Here is a 17,009-nt window from a genome sequence, read left to right as displayed (position 1 = left end):
AAGGGGATGATTCGTGCGATATTCGGTGAAGTAAAGCACCGGCCCGTCGGTGTCGGCTCAATGCCCCCGTTGAGCGGCTCTCCCGTCCGCCCGGCCCGCCCGCCGCGAGAAGGCCGCGCGCAGCTCCGGGTCACGGGCGGCGCGCACTCCTCGTACCGCCACGGTGGTGAGGTGGTCGTCGCCCGCGTCGAGCGCCCCAAGGAGCCGCTGCCCCGCCGGTGAGGCCCAGCGCGTGTACGGATGGGCCTCGACGCGGGCGATCAGCAGACAGCCGGCGCACAGCAGCAGAGGAAGCGCGAACCATGCGGCGACCGGCAACTCCCCTGCGGACGCGGGCTCCTGACCCGGCATGAGCGCCGCGACGGCGCCGAGCGCGAGCACCGCCACCGCCGTGGCCCGCACCTGGCGCACCCCGGCCGCCACGCCGTCGCCCGACCCCCGCGGAACGGCGAGACCCGCGGCGACGAGCCGGTCCGCGAGGGCCCGCACGGCGTCGGCGGTGGCCGCCCCGCGGCGTATCGGCGCGATGCGGGCCTGCCCGCCCCGCCCGATCGCGCCGAGCACCGAACGCTCGATGTCGTCGCGCCCCTCCGGGTCGACCACGGTCGCCCAGCCGGTGTGCGCGATCAGCAGCCGCCGCGCCCCGGCCATCGTGACGAGCGCCAGGTCCGCGACGCGGGCGGGGCCGCCGGACAGAAACGCCGCCTCGTAGAGCGTGAGTTGACGCCGTTGAGGCGCGGCCGTCTCCCCGGCGGCGGCACGGGCGGCGGCCACGCAGAGCCTGCCGCAGGTCAGGCCGGTCGCGGCGCAGGCGAGGAGAAGCAGGGGGACCCAGAACATGGCGGTGTTCTATGCGAAGGCGGCGCTTCCCGCCATGGCATTTTCACCATGCGGACACGCGGTGACGGGTGGGTAACGTTCCGTTTGTGGAGGCTACTCCGGCTTCGGGCGGGACGCGGCCGGGGGCAGGGGATACGTGGGGGACGGGGTGACGGGCGAGGCCGGGGCCGGTGACGTGGTGGGGCCCGGCGGGGCGGGGGAGCGGGTCGCGGGGGCCTGGCCGGGAGCCGCGTCCCGCGCGAGACCGTCGAAGTCGACCAGGCCGGTCTTCTCCAGGACGGTGATGTGGTCCAGGACCGTCGTGTTCGCGTCGTCGGCGAGCGTCCGCACCAGCGAGTTGCGGGTGTTGGCGCGCACCTCGGCCACCACCGAGAAGACCTTGCCGTGCGCCCGGCGCAGGATGTTGGCGAACTTCTCGTCGTACGTCCCGCCGCGCGCCGCGCTCAGCTCGGCGAGCCACTGCCGCTGCTGCGGGCTGGGCTGGCTCGGCAGTTCGAGGCGCAGCCGGGCGGCGACCTCGCGTACGCGCGCGTCCAGGAACGTGTGGCCCTCCACGAGGTGGTCGCCCGCGGTACGCACCGCCCGGGTGGTGCCGCGCTCCTGTGCCTGCTGGCCCGCGGGCAGCTCCCACAGGCCCGCGAGGCGCACCTTGCCGACGAAGTCCCTGTCCAGGGCGGAGAGCGGCCCGAAGTCGGTCGACACCGTCTCCGCGTTCAGTCTGTCCAGGCCGGTGCCCGAGCGGTCCTCGTAGGACCAGAGGGGAAAGATCAGCGCGGCGAGCGTCGCGACGAGTCCCGTGACGACGAGGCCGGTTCCGTTGATGATTCGGGATCGCATGGTGCCTCCTGTTGCGGCACCGCACGCTAGTGCGCCCCGAGTGGCCCGGAGAGGCGTTACGGCGGGGCGTACGCCAACCTCCGTACGGCGCCACCGGGCCGGGTGGCGCGGCGTGCGCCGCCCATTAGGAGGAGGACGAGCTGCCGCAACTGGACCCACCGCCACCGCCGCCACAGGACGAGCCGCCCCCGCCGCCGCACGACGAACCGCCGCCGCCCGAGCAGGCGCTGCCGCTGCCCGAGCAGGCCGCTCCGCCGCCGCCACCGGAGCACGCGGAACCACCGCTGCCGCCGCCTCCGCCGCTGAAGCCCGAGTTGGACCCGCACCAGGCCGGCGCCCCGGCGTTCCAGAGGTTCGGGTCCTGGTACGGCAGCGGTGCCGGGGACGAGGGAGGCAACGCGAGGCCCCGGGCCCTGGCCGCGGCGATGAGCTGGGACCGCAGGTCGGGGTGGGCCGCCGAGAGCCCGCGGGTGGCCACGAGGTGGGCGGCGCCCGTCAGGTGCCGGGACGACTCGACGTACTGGCGCAGGGCACGGCGGCCCGCGGGCGTGAGCTGTCCGGACGTCAAGCCGAGACAGAGGAGGCCGACGCCGATGCCGAGGGCGGCGGCGGGGAGCAGGACGTACAGGAGGCTGTCGAGAAGCCGGTCCGGCTCCGTGTAGTCGTCGTCGGCGTACTGCACGGCCGTCAGGAGACCCGCCACCATGCACCCGACGAAGGCCAGGAAGACCTGCGCCCCCGCCCAGCGCCGCCAGGTGCGCCGGGCCCCTGGGCGCACGACGAGCCCCCGCCCCGCCAGCGCCTCGCCCGTCTCCTGGACCGGGTGGCTGCGCATCACGGCCGCACGCAGCCAGTGCAGCGCGCCGCTGGGAGCCGCCGTGTGGGCGTCGATGACCGCCTGTTCGGCGGCGTTCCGCGCGGTCGGCCGCGTGATGCCGACGACGCCGGGGCCCGCGACGACCAGACGGCCGTCCTCGTGCAGCCCCGCGATCACCGCGTCGACGGCGCGGGCGGGGCCGCCGGAGAGGAACGCGGCCTCCAGGGTGCCCCGTACGAAGGCCCCGTCCCCGGCACGGGGGTCCTCGCCGTGCGGGGACCCGCCGCGGCGGGCCGACACCACGCCCGTGACCAGCAGCGCGGAGGAGATCAGGACGGCGGTCGCGTACACGATCGCTGCCGCGCCCATGGGGTCAACGCCTCAGCAGGACGCGGCGGGTGGCGTGCAGGAGCCTGGCGGCGGGCCGCCGGGAGAGCGGCGCCGGGCCCGAGCGTTCGAGCCACCAGTCGCCGAGCAGCCGCCGGGCGTCCGGCGACTCGGGCCGCCCCGCGAGCAGCAGGTGCTCGGCGAAGCCGAGGGCGTCGTGGCGGTAGCCGCCGGTCATGGGGCGCCTCTGGGCGTACGAGAGGAACTCGGCGCGGTAGGCGGCCGCGAGGATCTCCGGCAGCTCCGGCGCGACCTTCGCGACGACATCGGCCCGCTTGGCGGCCAGCGCGTGGCTCTGCACCTTCAGGCGCGCGCGGTCGAAGCCCTCGGGCGCCGGGGTGCCCGCCACGAGCGCGGAGAGCAGGGCGGCCTGGGAGAGCGCGGTGCGCTGCCGGGCGGCGCCGGAGGCGGGCGGCACCGCGTCCGGCGGGGCCGAGGCTGTCCCGCCGGATATCCCCGAGGTCTTCACCGTGGCCCGGATGGCGTCCAACTCACGCGCGAGCTCCGCCGGTTCGGGAAAGTTCTCGTCCCTTTCGAGGAGGACGCCGGGCGGTTCGGTGCGCGACGCGAGGTCGGCCAGGATCGCGAGGACCGGCTCCGGGACGGGGTGCGCGTGGCTGTCGTGCCAGACCCCGTCCCGCTCGAAGCCGCCCGCGACATGGACGTACGCGATGGCCTCGACCGGCAGTTCGTCCAGCGCCTTGGCCGGGTCCTCGCCGCGGTTGACGTGGTTGGTGTGGAGGTTGGCGACGTCGATGAGGAGCCGTACGCCGGTGCGGTCGGCCAGCTCGTACAGGAACTGCCCCTCCGTCATCTCCTCGCCGGGCCAGGCGAGGAGCGCCGCGATGTTCTCCACGGCGAGCGGCACGGGCAGCGCGTCCTGCGCGACGCGGACGTTCTCGCAGAGCACGGCGAGCGCGTCGCGGGTGCGGGGTACCGGCAGCAGATGGCCGGCCTCCAGCGGCTGCGTGGCGGTGAGGTCGCCCCCGGCCCGTACGAACGCGATGTGTTCGGTGACCAGCGGCGAGCCCAGGGCCGTGGCCCGCTCGGCCAGCGCGGTCAGACGTCCCTCGTCGGGAAGGTCCGCGCCGCCGAGGCCCAGCGAGACGCCGTGCGGCACGACGGTCACGCCGCGCTCGCGCAGGCGCAGCAGCGAGTCGGGCAGATGCCCCGGACAGACGTTCTCCGCGACGGCCTCGACCCAGTCGATGCCGGGCATCGCCTCCACGGCGTCCGCGATCTCAGGACGCCAGCCGATACCGGTCCCCAGACGCTCCATGTCTCCCCCTTCGTCCCCCGAGCCCCCCGGTCGCCCGGTCACCCGTCCCCAGGACCATCGCCTGGGCGGGACCGGCCGAACCCCGGAAGAGAGACGTTCAGAGCTACATTTGAGGTTCCGGCCGGCCGGTGTCGATGCTCCCCGGCGGCCCCGGTGACGGGCGCGACGTGGTGGACACGTCGCCCTCGGGCCCGGCGGGCGGGGGCTCGGGCGGGGTGCCCCCGGACGGCGGGGGAGGCCCGGTGGGGCTGGCGGTGGCGGCGCCCGCGGCGCCGTTGGCGATGTCGTCGAAGTCGACGAGTCCGGTGGCCTCCAGCATCGTGATGTGGTCGAGGACCGTCTGGTTGGAGTCCGTGGCGAGCTGCCTGACCAGGGAGTTGCGGGTGGTGTCGCGCACCTGGGCGATCACGCTGAACACCTTGCCGTGCGACACGCGCAGCAGATTGGCGAACTTGCGCTGGTACGTCTCCCCGGTCGCCTCCGTCAGCTCGTCCAGCCAGCCCTGCTGCTGGTCGGTCGGCTGGTTGGGCAGCTCCACGCCGAGCTGCGCGGCGGCGGAGCGCACCCGCTTGTCGAGGTCGGTGTGGCCGACGATGAGGTGGTCACCGGCCTCCTTGACGGCCTCGGTCGGCGCACGCTCGACGGCCTGCTGGCCCGCGGGGATCTCCCAGAGCCCGGCGAGCCGCACCTTCACGAGCAGATCCCGGTCGGCCGCCGAGAGCGGCCCCCACCGGGTGGCCACCGACCCGGCGGCCAGATTGGCCTCACCCGTACCGGAGCGGTCGGCGTAGGACCACACGGGGAACGCGATCGCGCCCAGCGTGGTGACGAGTGCCGCGATGATCAGAGCCGTGCCGTTGACGCGCCGCAAGGTGCCTCCCGTGTGCTCCCGTACTCACCGGTGATACCGGGGAGTACGGAAGATACGGGCGGGGCGTTCAACCGCGCGAGAGTCCGTACGCGATCTCGTGCACCCCGCGCGCGGGGTCACGCCCCAGCAGGGTCAGCGTCTCCTCCATGGCGGAGGCGCCCGGCGGGACGGGCAGGGGCGGCGCGAACGCGGCGCCGGGGCCGCGGCGTCCGGGGCCCGTGGGCACCCGGCGGGCGACGGCGAGCGCGGCGTCGACGACGGGTCCTGGCAGCCGGACGGTGAGGCCGAGAGTTTCCGCCACGTCCCAGGCGTGCACGACGTGGTCGACGAGGTGGAAGCCGACGGCGACGCGCCCGGGAAAGCGCCCGCCGAGCTCCGGCAGTTCGAACTGCCGGTCCAGCGGGCTCCCTTCGTACTCCTCCGCGAAGGCGGCGAGGACGTGCCGCACCGACTCCTCGTACCGCGTGAGCGGGTCGCTTCCGAGGTCCTGCTCGATCCAGTACGTCAGGTCGGCGCCCGCACCGCGTGCCGCGGCCGCGAAGCCGTGGTGCTGGGCGGTCATGTGCGTCACGAGCCTGCGCAGCGTCCAGCCCTCGCACGGGGTCGGCAGCTCCCAGTCGGCGGCGTCACGGGCGGCGGCCAGGACGCGCAGTGACTCGTGGACGGCGACGCGGTCGAGGGCGACGAGGCCGGTCATGGCGTGCCTGCTTCCTCGCGGGGTCCGGGGGTCGGGTCCGCGGGCCAGGGGGAGGGGTCGCCGAGGAGGGCGAGGGCGGCGGCCCAGGTCCCCGCGGTGTCGAACGGCTCGGTGGTGTCGAACGGCTCGGTGGTCCATGAGGTGGCCCGCATCGTGCCGCGGCCCCGGTGCGCGCGGACGATGCGCAGATGGTCCGGCCGCGCGACGAACGCGCGCAGCGCGGCGGGGTCCGCCCACACGGACACGGAACCGGACCGCTTGCGCGGCGGGTCGGCCCAGAGCCACATGCCGACGGCACCGGGCATCCGCGCCCATCCGCGGCGCAGCCGCAGCCCCGCCATGGCGATGGGCCCCGTCTGCCGGTGATGCCGGGCGGTGAACTCGGTGAGGCTGACGAGGAGGGGGCCGGCGGGAGGCGGGGCGGGAGGTCCGCTGGTCCATCTCGTACGCAGGATCGTCGTCGTCGTCGACGACGGTGAAGGTGAAGGTGAAGGTGAAGGTGAAGGTGAAGGCATGAGCCGAGGATAAAACTAAACGAACGGTCGTGCAGTTAATTGCCGGAACCGGGATGGCGGCGCCGGCGCCCGGCCAACGGGCCGCTACACGGCGGAAGTCGGAAGCGAGCCCACCCGCCGCGGCTCGGTCGCGGCGGCGCGCAGCCGGTCCGTGATGGCGACGCGGGCCCTGCGGTAGGCGTCCGGCTCGCCGTGCAGGACGGAGTGGGCGTTGGCCGTCTCCATGAGGGCGATGAACTCGAAGGCGAGCTGGCCGACGTCCGTGTCCGGCCGCAGCTCGCCGCTGTCGACGGCCTCGGCGAGGCAGCGCTCGACGCGCGCGCTCCAGTCACGGTTCGCGAGGACCAGGGCGTCGTGCACGGCACCTTCGCGGGCGTCGAACTCGGCGATCACCCCGTAGAAGAAGCAGCCGCCGGGAAAGACGCGCCGCTCGGAGTAGTCCAGCCATCCCGCGCAGAGCCGCCGCACCCGCCCGAGGCCGGGCGGGGCCTCCAGGGCGGGTTCGGCCACCGCGTCGAGGAAGATGCGCCCGGCGGCCCTGATGGTCGCGAGCTGAAGCTCCTCCTTGGACCCGAACAGGGCGAACACCCCGCTCTTGCTCAGCCGCAGTTCGGTGGCGATCCGCCCGAGGGACAGCGCGTCGAGCCCCTCGACGGAGGCGATGTCGACGGTCCGGCGCAGGACGAGCCGCCGGGTCTGGTTGCCCCGCTCGACGCGGCCGTCGGGGCGCGGGTCGCGGCCGCCGGTCATGACAGGGTGGCGTGGAGCGCGGGGTGGTCGGCGACCACCGTGCAGGAGCCCGGGGCGATCTCCGTGAAGCCCGCGTCGCGGACCACCGGGAGGCCGCTCGTGGCCAGCGCCTGCCACTGGGCGGGGGCGGCCGTGCGGACCGACAGGGGGAAGCCGGCGCCGTGCCAGGCCGCGCGGTCCTCGGGGGACAGTTCCCACCACGCAAGTTGGGCGCCGTGGCCCGCCTGCGCCATCGCCTTGCCCGCCGACATGTCGACATCGGGGCTCATCCAGAGGACGGGGTGCGTCGCGTCGGCCTCGCCCGGCGGCTCCGGGTCGTCCAGGTCGGTGCCCGAGACCTGGAGCTTCGCCAGCTCCTTGGGCCAGCCGTCCAGCGGGACCGGCGGGAAGACGCGGACCTCCGCCGACTTGCCGGTGACCGTGATGCCGGGCAGCGCCTCGGCCTTGCGCCACTCGCCGCCGCGGGCCCTGCGCACCACCTTGCGGATGCGGGCGTCCTGCCAGTCGCGCATCGCCTGCGCCCACTCGCCGTCGCCCAGCGAACGCTCGTCGCTCAGCATCATCAGCACGGCACGGGCCGCGGTCTCCAACGCGTCCGTACGGGCCGGGGGAGCGGCACGCTCGATGCGGGCGACGAGGGGCAGCACGAACTGCGGGGCCTCGTCGCGCGAGGTGCTCTCGTGGCGGAAGGGGCTGTCCGCGGTGCGCTCGTCGTCCTGCGTGCCGGTGGGGGTCGTCTCGTCGCTGCTCACGCGCCCAGTCTGCCAGGCAGGGGATCCGCCACGCGGGGCCTGTCCCGTACGCGAGGATGGCCCGCATGGAACGTGATCTCGTCCTCCGGCTCGGCGGCGTCGGCCGCCGCTACGGCCTGCGCGGCCCCTGGGTGCTGCGCGGCGTGGACCTCGGCATACGGGCGGGCACCCTGACACGGGTTCAGGGCGCCAACGGGACCGGGAAGTCGACCCTGCTGCGGCTGCTCGCCGGTATCGACGCGCCCTCCGAGGGGCGGGTCACCGGGCGGCCGCGCACGGCGTTCGTACCCGAACGCTTCCCCGCCGCCATGCCGTTCACCGCCGTCGGCTACCTCACGCACATGGCCCGCGTGCACGGCCTCGCGCGCGGCGCGGCCGTGCGGAGCGCCGAGCGGTGGCTGGAGCGCTTCGGCGCCGGCGGCCTCGCGCGCACCCCGCTCGCCGAGCTGTCCAAGGGCGGCAGCCAGAAGGTGGCGGTCGCGCAGGCCTTCCTCGCCGGCCCCGAGCTGCTGGTCCTCGACGAGGCCTGGACGGGCCTCGACGTCCTCGCCCGCGCCGAACTCGACCGCGCGGTCGCCGAACGCACCGCCGCCGGTGGCTCCGTCGTCTTCGTCGACCACGACCCCCGCCGCCTCGCGGGCGTCGCGGACGAGACGTACGCGGTGGCGGGCAGCGCTCTGGAACGGCGTACGGAGGAGCGGAGCCCGCGGGGTGACGGGCCGCGCGGCCCCGTCGTCGTCATCGTCGCGCAAGGGCCGCCGGGCGCCGCACTTCCCCCGGCGGTCGAGGCGATAGCCGCCGGCACGGACACCGACGCCCTTGACGGAACCACGCGGCTCACGATCCCGGAAACCCACTCCGACCTGGCCCTACGAGAACTCCTGACGGCACGGGTGCCTTGGCATGTGGTGGGGGTGGGAAACGGGCCCGACGTTCCCTCTCAGCCGCAGCCGCAGCCGCAGCCGCAGCCGCAGCCACAGGCCCCGACCCCGACCCCGCCCCCGTTCACCGCTCGCGAAGGGCAGGTGCCCCGGTGATCGCGCTTCTCCGGTATCAGGCCGCCCTGCTCGTGCGGTCCCAGCGGTGGCTCGCGCCCGTGATTCTGTACGCCGGGTTCCTCGGCGTCGGCGTGCAGAGCGGGCAGCCCGTCCTTGACTCGCTCGCCTACGCCGCCGCCGCGCTGCTCCCCGTGGCCGCCTGGCTGGTGCGGGTCTGTGCCGGGAACGAGCCGGCCGCCGCCCGCGGTTGCACGGCCGCCGCGGCCGGCCCGGCGCGCGCCCATCTCGCCGCGCTGCTCACCGCGTTCCTCGCGGCGGTCGCACTCGGCGTGGCGGCGGTGCTCGTCGTGACGGCCATCAGCGACGCGGCGAGCACCAATGCCCGTATCCCCGTACCCCGGCTGCCCGCCGCCGCGGCCGGGCTGCTCGCCATGCTGGTCAGCGCCTTGCTCGGCACCGCCGTCGGGGCGCTCACCAACTGGCCGCTGCTCCGCTCCGCGGGGAAGGCCGTGCCCGCCATGCTGCTCGGCGCGCTGCTGCTGCTCGTCACCACGGGGTCCCCTGCGAAGTCGGTCCTCGTCGATCTGACCACGGGCTCACGCGAGGGGGCCGTACCGGTGCCGTGGGCAGCGGCGCTCGTGGCCCTCACCGTGGCGGTGGCCGCGGTCTGGCCCGCCTGCGTGCTCAGCTCGCGGCGTCACTGACCCCCCGCGCACGCGCAGGAGCGACCGGGTAGGCTGCCCGCCTTCTGTACAGCGACAACGGGGAGAATGCCGAATGCGCGACGTCACGGGCGTCCGGCGCCATCGCGTGGTGACCGGCGCCGTGCTGGCCGTCCTGCTCACGGCGTCCGGGTGCGGCACCGGTTCCGAACCGGCCGGCTCCCGGACCACGGGCTCCGAGTCGTCACGCCCCGGCGGCTCAGCCACCTCACCCCTCTGGGAGTTCGAGCACATCGCGGACTTCAGCGGCGGCTTCACCGACATCGCCGCGCTCGGCGAGGACGACATCTGGGCGGTCGGGACCGAGAACAACGGCAAGGCCAACGCGCATCTGCTGCACTACGACGGCGAGCGGTGGCAGCGCGAGCCCCTGCCCGAAGCCCTCGGCGGCTCCGACTACCCGCCCGTGCTCGAAGAGGTCGGCGACGACGCCCTGTGGCTGCGGCCGCAGAGTTACGGCGCGGGCGGCGGCCCCCACCCCTGGGCGCGCTGGGACGGCACCCGCTGGTCCGCCGTGCCGAACCCGCCCCCGGGCGAGGTCGGGGACCTCGATGCCGCGGGGCCGCGGGACATCTGGGCCCTCACGGGCGAGCGGACCGCCGTGCACTGGGACGGCACCAGCTGGACCACGACGCGACTGCCCCACACGACCGCCGACCTCGCGGTGGTGGGGCCGGACGACGTCTGGGCGGTCGGCAGCCGTTCGACCGGCCCCGGCACCGACCATGTCCACGGTGAGTCCTACGCCCAGCCCGCCTCGGCGCACTGGGACGGCACGGCGTGGCAGCCGGTGGAGACGCCGCAGTCCCGCTTCGACGACCCGGTCCCGCCGGAGCCGAGCGCGGGCCTCACCAAGGTCTTCGCGCTCAAGGACGGCGAGGTGCGCGCGTACGGCAGCAACTCCTTCAACCACGGCGAGGTCGAGGACGAACCCGACGACGAGTTCATCCGGCTCCGCCGTGACGGCTCCCGGTGGGTCGGCCAGAAGGAGGTGCCGGGCGGGTGCGCCCTGCGCGTCCCGGTGGCGCAGGACGACGAGGGCCTGTTCCTCGACGGCAACTGGTTCCTGGACGACGACGGCCGGTGCCTGAAGATCAAGCGCCACCGCCTGCCCCTGAGGACCGGGGCCCGCAAGGGCTCGGGCCAGATGCTGTGGCTTGAGGAGATCCACCGGGTGCCCGGGACGGACGAGTGGCTCGGCGCGGGGAAGGTCGAGGTGACCCAGTCCGGCGACCCCTTCGGCGCCCCCGTCCTCGTACGACTGAAGCGGTAGCGCGGGTCGGTCAGCCCGAGCACGCCGAGCGCTGGGCCTCCTGCCAGGCGCAGACCGGGCAGAGGGTGATGCCCTTGTGTGACTCCGGGTACTCCGTGGGCTCCTGGCAGAGCACGCACGCGGCGAACGGGCCATCGGGGGCGTCCGGGCCGAGAGCCAGAGCGCGCTCAGTGTCCGTACCCGTATCCGTGCTCGGAGCGGCGCAGTAGTTGTCGTCGTCGGCCATACGTCCAGGCTAACGCCGGGGCCGCGCCGAGCCGATCTGCTCCGAGACCCGGACGAACCGGTACCCGCGCTCGCGGAGCCCGGGGACGATCGTGCGCAGGGCACGCTCGGTCGCGGGGGCCGCGCTGCGGGTGCAGTGCATGACGACGACCGAGCCGGGCCGCACCCCGTCAAGCACCTGCCTGGCCACGGCCGCCGAGTCCGTGGCGAAGGCGTCGCCGCTGACCACGTCCCACTGCACGGCGGTGACGCCGCCGGGCGCCAGCGCGCGAAGGGCCCGCTGGTCGTAGCAGCCGCCGGGGAAGCGGAAGTACGGCACGTACCGCTCGACGCCCGCCTTGTGGAACGCGTCGAAGGCGCGCTCCACGTCCGCGCGCATGCGGGCCGCGGGGATGGTGCGGAGGCCGTAGCAGTCGCCGGTGAAGGCGAAGTGGCTGTACGAGTGGTTGGCGATCTCGAAGAGCGGGTCCTTGCCGATGTCCTTGGCCTGGGCGGGGTACTCCTCGGCCCAGCGGCCCGTCATGAAGAACGTCGCGGGGACCTTCAGCCGCCGCAGCGTGGCGACGAGCGCGGGGTTGTCGAACCGCTCACCGGCGGCCGCGCGAGGCCCCTGGTCGGCCGTCATGTCGGCGTCGAAGGTGAGGGCGACGGTACGGCCGTGCGTCCGCGAACCGTTCTTGAACACCGGGGTCAGCCCCGCCGGGCCCGGCGCGAGCGTGGGCGGGGCCGAGCGGGAGGCGGCAGCGGGGGGCCGCTCGGCGCGCACCGGCCGGGCGTCACCGGAGCAGCCGACGAGGACGGTGGTCAGGGCGCCGAGAGCACAGAGCGCGGCGCTTCTCCGTACGAGTGCGTTCACGCCGTGACGGTATACGCATAAATACGACAAAACGATTATCTGTCCGGGGGGCACACCGTGCAGCCACCCGTCCGGGCCGCACGGCGCCTACGCCGGTACGCATGGCCCCCGCCCGCTCACAGCCACCCGTCCAGCGACTCCATGAACGCCTCGAAGTCGTCGCGATGGATGGTGTGCCCGGCGCCCTCGACCGTGCGCACCTCGAATCCCCGCAGCTTCAGCTCCGCCCCGCGCGCCTCGTCGACGAGGCGGCCGAGGCCCGCGACCTGCACGAGCGAGGGGACGACCGGCGCGGCCGGCGTGTGGTCGACGGCGTACCGACCGGACAGGGAGAGCGCGGTGTCCGGGTCCCAGGCGGCCAGGGTGGCCATCTCGATGTCGACGTCCACCGCGTCCCAGCGCGGGTTGAAGCCCGCTATGGCTCCCCGCGTGACCTCCTTGAACTGTACGAACGTCGCCGGGTCCGCCGCCCCCGTGTTGTCGAGCGCCCACGCCGGATCGGAGTAGACGGCCCGCGCGGGCCGGAGGCGTCCCACGGCCAGGGAGAGCGCGAGCGCGCCGAGGGAGTGCCCGATCGCGAGCTCCGCGCCGGCCGGCAGCGTCTCGACGAGGTCGTCCGCGAAGATCTCCGCGCCGTACTCGCCGCGCCCGCTCGCGCCGTGCCCCCGCAGATCGACCCCGATCACGCGGTACCCCTTGCCGGCGAGCGCGGGCCCCACCCGCCGCCAGGTCCGGTGGTCCGACATGATCCCGTGGACCAGCAGGGCGACGCGGTCGCCGGTGCCCCATTCATGGGTGTGCAGCTTCATGGCGGTGGAGCCTTTCTCTCGCGTGGGCGCGTGGGTGTGACCGGTGTGACCGGTGTACGAGCCGAGTGGCACAGGTCGATCATGCTGGATCCGGTACGCGGACGTACCCGCGCCCCTTGGAAGAGCGCCCGACACCGACTCATGATCGAGATGACGACGTGATGACGTGATGACTTGACGACGAAAGGCCCCCGATGCGTTCGACCCTCTTCAATGTCGCCTTCGACTGCTCCGACGCGTACGGACTCGCCCAGTTCTGGAGCAAGGTGGTGGACCACCCCCTGAACGACGACGACCTCCCTGGTGAGTCCACGGCCGTGGTCGCGCTGCCGACGGGGCTGCGGCTGTACTTCGCGGAGGTGGCCGAGGCGAAGACCACCAAGAACCGTGTGCACCTGTGCCTCCGGCCGGACGGCCCCCGTGACGCGGAGGTGGAGCGGCTCAGGGCCGTGGGCGCGACGGTGGTCGCCGACCGGCGCACGGCCGACGGCGCGGGCTGGGTGGTCTTCGCCGACCCCGAGGGCAACGAATTCTGCGTGCTGCGCAGCGAGGCCGAGCGGGCGGCAGGGGAGGCCGCGACCTGCGGTTCCGCCACGGCTACGGGGATTTGACGCCGTCTGCGGGGGCCTCGCGGCGGAACAGCGCCGTCCAGAGGAACGGCTCGCCGAAGTGCGGGGACTCCGGGGGCTCGGCGCGCATGCGGCGGAGTTCGACCTCCGTCAGGGCCGCGAAGATACGGCGCAGTGACTCGTCGTCGTATGCGATGCCGCCGTGCAGCCCGGACTGCCCGGACGGCTCGGACTGCCGGTAGAAGGCCGCGTCCGGGAGTTCGGAACCCATGCCCGAGGGGCCCGCCGCGAAGCAGGACAGGGCGAAGTGGCCGCCGGGGGCCAGGGCGCGGTCCAAGAGGGCGAGGTAGCTGACGCGGCGGTGCGGCGGCAGGTGGTGGAAGCAGCCGGAGTCGTGGATCAGGTCGTACGGTCCGTCCGGCACGGTGCCGCCGGGCGCGAAGGCGTCGCCGAGGTGGAAGCGCACGTCGGCACCCGCCTCGCGGGCCCGCTCCTCGGCCCAGCCGATCGCGGCGGGCGACAGGTCGACGGCGTCCACCTCGAAGCCCGCCGCGGCCAGGTACAGGGCGTTGCGGCCGGGGCCACAGCCGAGGTCGAGGGCGCGGCCGGGCTTCAGCAGGCCCCGTTCGACGTACGAGGCGAGGTTTTCGTCGGGCTTCGCCACGAAGAACGGCACCGGCTTGGCGCGGTCCGCGTAGAAGCCGTCCCACCAGGAGGCACCCTCGGCCGTCCACCGGTCGGCCTCCGGCGCGAACAGGCCGTCCAGGAGTCGCATCGCGTCGTCGATCGTGCGGATGTCGCGTTCCATCAAGTCCCCTTACGTGAGGGGGTAATTGTAGCTTCGAGGGGCGGTGTAAGCCCAGGTCAGGCGGGGTTTGCGGGTGGGGCGCGGAGGCTGTCGGCAGGCCCTGGACGGCCTGGCGCGCGGGGGTCGGGCGGCGCCCTCCACCACCGGGGCGGAAAGGCGTCCGCACGGCCGCCGAAGGCCGTACAAGGGCTGTGTGCGGCGACCCCGGAGCGGCTTTCCCTGCGGCCCGTTGCCGGGTGCGAGCGCGGTCGGGGGAGCACGGTCGAGGAGGACGGGACCGGGTAACGGGACCGGCGTGTTCACGCGAAGTATCCCCAGAAGTAATCGCGGCTGGTTGGATGTGCGGGCGCCGGGCCGGCGGCCGCTTGCGCCCGTCCGGGCCGGCGTCAACTGCCGCCGTGCGTGACGGGGTCAACGGGCTGCCGTCCGCAACGGCGTCAACTGTCGCTGTCCATGAAGCCGTCATCCGGCCGCCGTCCACAACGGCGGTCACCCGGCGGTCACCCCCACCCCTCACTCCCGGGAGTCCCCTTGCCGTACTCAGCGCCGAGCAGGTCCCACGTGGCCGCGGCCGCGGTCGCCACCGTCCTCGCCGCCGCCATGCCGGCCGCCGTCGCCCCGTCCGCCCACGCGGCCGCCGCGCCGCCGCCGCTCAAGGTGCTCACGTACAACACCTTCCTGTTCAGCAAGACGCTGTACCCGAACTGGGGCCAGGACCACCGGGCCAGGGCCATACCGGAGGCCGGGTTCTTCCAGGGGCAGGACGTCGTCGTGCTCCAGGAGGCGTTCGACAACTCCTCGTCCGACGCGCTGAAGGACACCGCCGCGGGCCGCTACCCGCATCAGACGCCCGTGATGGGCCGCTCCAAGAGCGGCTGGGACGCGACCGGCGGGGCGTACTCCGCGGTGGCGCCCGAGGACGGCGGCGTGACGGTCCTCAGCAAGTGGCCGATCGTCCGCAAGGAGCAGTACGTCTACAAGGACGCCTGCGGCTCCGACTCGTACTCCAACAAGGGCTTCGTCTACGCCGTCCTTGACGTGAACGGCGTCAGGGCGCACGTGGTGGGCACCCACACCCAGTCCACCGACCCGGGCTGCGGCGGCGGCGAGGCCGCGGCGACGCGCGCGAAGCAGTTCAAGGAACTGGACGGCTTCCTGGACGCCAAGAACATCCCGGGCGACGAACAGGTCATCGTGGCGGGCGACCTCAACGTCGACGGACACAGCTCCGAGTACGCCTCGATGCTCGCCGACGGCGGCCTCGCCCCGGCCGACGCCCGCACGGGCCACCCGTACTCCTTCGACACCCGCGACAACTCCATCGCCGCCGAGCGCTACCCGGACGACCCCCGCGAAGACCTCGACCACATCCTCCACCGCAAGGGCCACGCCCGCCCCGCCACCTGGCACAACAACGTGCTCAAGGAGCAGAGCGCCCCCTGGACGGTGTCGAGCTGGGGCAAGAAGTACACGTACACGAACCTGTCCGACCACTACCCCGTGACGGCGTACTAGGGGGTTGGGTTCGCGCCGGGACCGGGCGGGGCCGCTCCGACCGGCGTACGCCGAGGGCCCCGTCCCGGAGCGGGACGGGGCCCTCGGGCGCCTCGGGGCCGCTACTTGTGCCAGGGCCCCGTCACCGCGAACGTCGTGCCGGGGGTGTAGCAGTTGACGTACATCGTGTCGTGGTCCGGGGAGAAGGTGACCCCCGCGAACTCGCCCCACTCCGGCTCCTCGGCGGTGCCGATGTTCTGGCGGCCCCGGGCCATCGCGTAGACCTCGCCCTGGCGGGTGACGCCGTAGACGTGCTGGGCGCCGTTGCCGTCCTCGGACACCATCAGGCCGCCGCTGGGGGCGAGGCAGATGTTGTCGGGGGACTCACCGGGCAGTTGGATGTCCGTGCTGGGGCCGAAGACGATCACCAGGGTGAGGCGGCGCCGCGACGGGTCGTACCGCCAGATCTGACCGAAGTGGTCGCCCGCCGAACCCTCCGCCTTGCGCGCGAAGGACGAGACGAAGTAGACCGACGAACCGCCCCAGTAGCAGCCCTCCAGCTTCTGCGCGTGGGTGATGCCCTTCTTGCCGAAGTCCTGGTGGCGGATGGGCGTCTGCGCGGCCAGCGGGTCGGGGACGTCGACCCACTCGACGTTCTCGAAGCTCGCGCCCGTCTTCTGGACCGATGACAGGTCCGGCACGCCCGGCACTCGCATCGCCTGAAGGCTGCCGCCCGCGCGCAGCGACCCGCGACCGCCCTCGGGCTTCTTCGGCAGGAAGCGGTAGAAGAGACCGAAGGGCTTGTCGAAGGCGTCCTCGGTCTCGTACACGACGCCGCGCCGGGGGTCGACGGCGACCGCCTCGTGCTGGAAGCGGCCCATCGCGGTGAGCGGCACCGCGCCGGTGCGGCGCGGATCGACCGGGTCGACCTCGAAGATGAACCCGTGGTCCTTGGTGTAACCGTTCGTGCCGGCCTTGTCCTCGGTCTCCTCACAGGTCAGCCAGGTGCCCCAGGGGGTCGGACCACCCGCGCAGTTCACGGCCGTCCCGGCGATCGCGACGCGCTCGCCCAGGACGTTGTTTCTGGAGTCGAGCGAGAGCGCCGTACAGCCGCCCTTGCCCATCGGGTCGTAGGTGAGGCCCTTGACGGTCGGCACGCCGATCTTGCCGGTGACCCGGTTCTCGTGGTTGCGGACGAGGTGGACTCCGCCCTTCCGGCCCCGGAAGGCGGCCATGCCGTCGTGGTTGCTCGGCACCTTGCCCTCACCCGAACGGAGGTCGTCCCCCTCCCGTGAGAGCACCTTGTAGCGAAAACCTTTCGGCAGGTCGAGCAGACCCTTGGGGTCGGGTACGAGCGGGCCGTAGCCCGCCTTTCCATGTGCGGCGGCGGTGCCCGCGAAGAGCTCCGAGAGAGCGCCGGTGAAGGCGATCCCGGCCCCCACGGCACCGGTACGGGCAAGAACCTGACGTCGAGTGGCAGACATGTTGGGCAACCTCCTGCTGGCGGACA

General features: G+C 73.8%; 19 protein-coding genes. 5 read left to right on the top strand and 14 right to left on the bottom strand.

The features are described 5' to 3' along the window. Nucleotides 1-57: 57 nt before the first annotated feature. From ACZ6JY_RS07820 to ACZ6JY_RS07780, 9 genes are all read right to left on the bottom strand, one after another. On the bottom strand, nt 58-840 hold the full coding sequence (locus tag ACZ6JY_RS07820; RefSeq protein WP_469193330.1) for a TIGR04222 domain-containing membrane protein: 783 nt from the start codon (nt 838-840) through the stop codon (nt 58-60). Between the two features lie 93 nt (nt 841-933). Then, the gene (locus ACZ6JY_RS07815) at nt 934-1,677 is read right to left on the bottom strand and encodes a DUF4142 domain-containing protein (RefSeq protein WP_469193328.1); all 744 of its coding nucleotides are present in this window, start codon (nt 1,675-1,677) and stop codon (nt 934-936) included. 124 nt (nt 1,678-1,801) lie between these two features. Further along, nucleotides 1,802-2,863: a TIGR04222 domain-containing membrane protein gene (locus ACZ6JY_RS07810; protein ID WP_469193327.1), complete on the bottom strand. Its 1,062-nt coding sequence runs from the start codon at nt 2,861-2,863 to the stop codon at nt 1,802-1,804. A gap of 4 nt (nt 2,864-2,867) precedes the next feature. Next, the gene (locus ACZ6JY_RS07805) at nt 2,868-4,160 is read right to left on the bottom strand and encodes an MbnB/TglH/ChrH family RiPP precursor modification enzyme (RefSeq protein ID WP_469193326.1); all 1,293 of its coding nucleotides are present in this window, start codon (nt 4,158-4,160) and stop codon (nt 2,868-2,870) included. 103 nt (nt 4,161-4,263) lie between these two features. Beyond that, entirely contained in the window at nt 4,264-5,031 is a 768-nt protein-coding gene (locus tag ACZ6JY_RS07800) for a DUF4142 domain-containing protein (protein WP_469193324.1), read from the bottom strand. A 67-nt stretch (nt 5,032-5,098) separates the two neighbouring features. Continuing rightward, nucleotides 5,099-5,728, bottom strand: a complete 630-nt coding sequence (locus ACZ6JY_RS07795; protein WP_469193322.1) for a TIGR03086 family metal-binding protein — start codon at nt 5,726-5,728, stop codon at nt 5,099-5,101. Continuing rightward, nucleotides 5,725-6,069 (bottom strand): hypothetical protein, encoded by a 345-nt coding sequence (locus tag ACZ6JY_RS07790; protein ID WP_469193320.1) that lies wholly within the window; start codon nt 6,067-6,069, stop codon nt 5,725-5,727. Before ACZ6JY_RS07790 ends, ACZ6JY_RS07795 begins: the two co-directional genes overlap by 4 nt. A 258-nt stretch (nt 6,070-6,327) precedes the next feature. Then, nucleotides 6,328-6,993, bottom strand: a complete 666-nt coding sequence (locus ACZ6JY_RS07785) for a TetR/AcrR family transcriptional regulator (protein ID WP_469193318.1) — start codon at nt 6,991-6,993, stop codon at nt 6,328-6,330. After that, complete coding sequence (locus tag ACZ6JY_RS07780; RefSeq protein ID WP_469193316.1) at nt 6,990-7,745, bottom strand: aminoacyl-tRNA hydrolase; 756 nt, start codon at nt 7,743-7,745, stop codon at nt 6,990-6,992. Before ACZ6JY_RS07780 ends, ACZ6JY_RS07785 begins: the two co-directional genes overlap by 4 nt. A 65-nt stretch (nt 7,746-7,810) precedes the next feature. On the opposite strand from ACZ6JY_RS07780, the gene ACZ6JY_RS07775 reads away from it, so the two are divergent. The 3 genes from ACZ6JY_RS07775 to ACZ6JY_RS07765 all read left to right on the top strand — a co-directional run bounded on the left by ACZ6JY_RS07775 (nt 7,811) and on the right by ACZ6JY_RS07765 (nt 10,738). Next, nucleotides 7,811-8,782: an ABC transporter ATP-binding protein gene (locus ACZ6JY_RS07775; protein WP_469193314.1), complete on the top strand. Its 972-nt coding sequence runs from the start codon at nt 7,811-7,813 to the stop codon at nt 8,780-8,782. Continuing rightward, nucleotides 8,779-9,447, top strand: a complete 669-nt coding sequence (locus tag ACZ6JY_RS07770) for an ABC transporter (protein ID WP_469193312.1) — start codon at nt 8,779-8,781, stop codon at nt 9,445-9,447. Before ACZ6JY_RS07775 ends, ACZ6JY_RS07770 begins: the two co-directional genes overlap by 4 nt. A 73-nt stretch (nt 9,448-9,520) precedes the next feature. Continuing rightward, nucleotides 9,521-10,738: a hypothetical protein gene (locus ACZ6JY_RS07765; protein ID WP_469193310.1), complete on the top strand. Its 1,218-nt coding sequence runs from the start codon at nt 9,521-9,523 to the stop codon at nt 10,736-10,738. Nucleotides 10,739-10,748: 10 nt separating this feature from the next. Here ACZ6JY_RS07765 and ACZ6JY_RS07760 read toward each other — a convergent pair whose 3' ends face one another. The 3 genes from ACZ6JY_RS07760 to ACZ6JY_RS07750 form a co-directional block, all read right to left on the bottom strand. Continuing rightward, the gene (locus ACZ6JY_RS07760; RefSeq protein WP_469193308.1) at nt 10,749-10,964 is read right to left on the bottom strand and encodes a hypothetical protein; all 216 of its coding nucleotides are present in this window, start codon (nt 10,962-10,964) and stop codon (nt 10,749-10,751) included. A 9-nt stretch (nt 10,965-10,973) separates the two neighbouring features. Then, the gene (locus tag ACZ6JY_RS07755) at nt 10,974-11,819 is read right to left on the bottom strand and encodes a polysaccharide deacetylase family protein (RefSeq protein ID WP_469193306.1); all 846 of its coding nucleotides are present in this window, start codon (nt 11,817-11,819) and stop codon (nt 10,974-10,976) included. Nucleotides 11,820-11,935: 116 nt separating this feature from the next. Further along, nucleotides 11,936-12,628 carry an alpha/beta fold hydrolase gene (locus tag ACZ6JY_RS07750; protein WP_469193304.1) on the bottom strand — a complete coding sequence of 231 codons (693 nt, stop codon included), beginning with the start codon at nt 12,626-12,628 and terminating at the stop codon, nt 11,936-11,938. 194 nt (nt 12,629-12,822) lie between these two features. On the opposite strand from ACZ6JY_RS07750, the gene ACZ6JY_RS07745 reads away from it, so the two are divergent. Continuing rightward, on the top strand, nt 12,823-13,239 hold the full coding sequence (locus tag ACZ6JY_RS07745; protein WP_469193302.1) for a VOC family protein: 417 nt from the start codon (nt 12,823-12,825) through the stop codon (nt 13,237-13,239). Here the strand turns inward: ACZ6JY_RS07745 and ACZ6JY_RS07740 are convergent. Next, on the bottom strand, nt 13,226-14,005 hold the full coding sequence (locus ACZ6JY_RS07740) for a class I SAM-dependent methyltransferase (protein WP_469193300.1): 780 nt from the start codon (nt 14,003-14,005) through the stop codon (nt 13,226-13,228). The two genes, ACZ6JY_RS07745 and ACZ6JY_RS07740, sit on opposite strands and share 14 nt — an antisense overlap. A gap of 531 nt (nt 14,006-14,536) precedes the next feature. Between ACZ6JY_RS07740 and sph the strand changes: the two genes are divergently transcribed. Next, nucleotides 14,537-15,520: a sphingomyelin phosphodiesterase gene (sph, locus tag ACZ6JY_RS07735; protein ID WP_469193299.1), complete on the top strand. Its 984-nt coding sequence runs from the start codon at nt 14,537-14,539 to the stop codon at nt 15,518-15,520. A 101-nt stretch (nt 15,521-15,621) separates the two neighbouring features. On the opposite strand, the gene ACZ6JY_RS07730 is transcribed toward sph, so the two are convergent. Continuing rightward, on the bottom strand, nt 15,622-16,983 hold the full coding sequence (locus ACZ6JY_RS07730) for a PhoX family protein (protein ID WP_469193297.1): 1,362 nt from the start codon (nt 16,981-16,983) through the stop codon (nt 15,622-15,624). Nucleotides 16,984-17,009: the final 26 nt, after the last annotated feature.

The organism is Streptomyces sp. NPDC046335, assembly GCF_055587985.1.
Note: the sequence above shows the minus strand (reverse complement) of the source record. Positions and strands in the feature narration are given on the sequence as shown.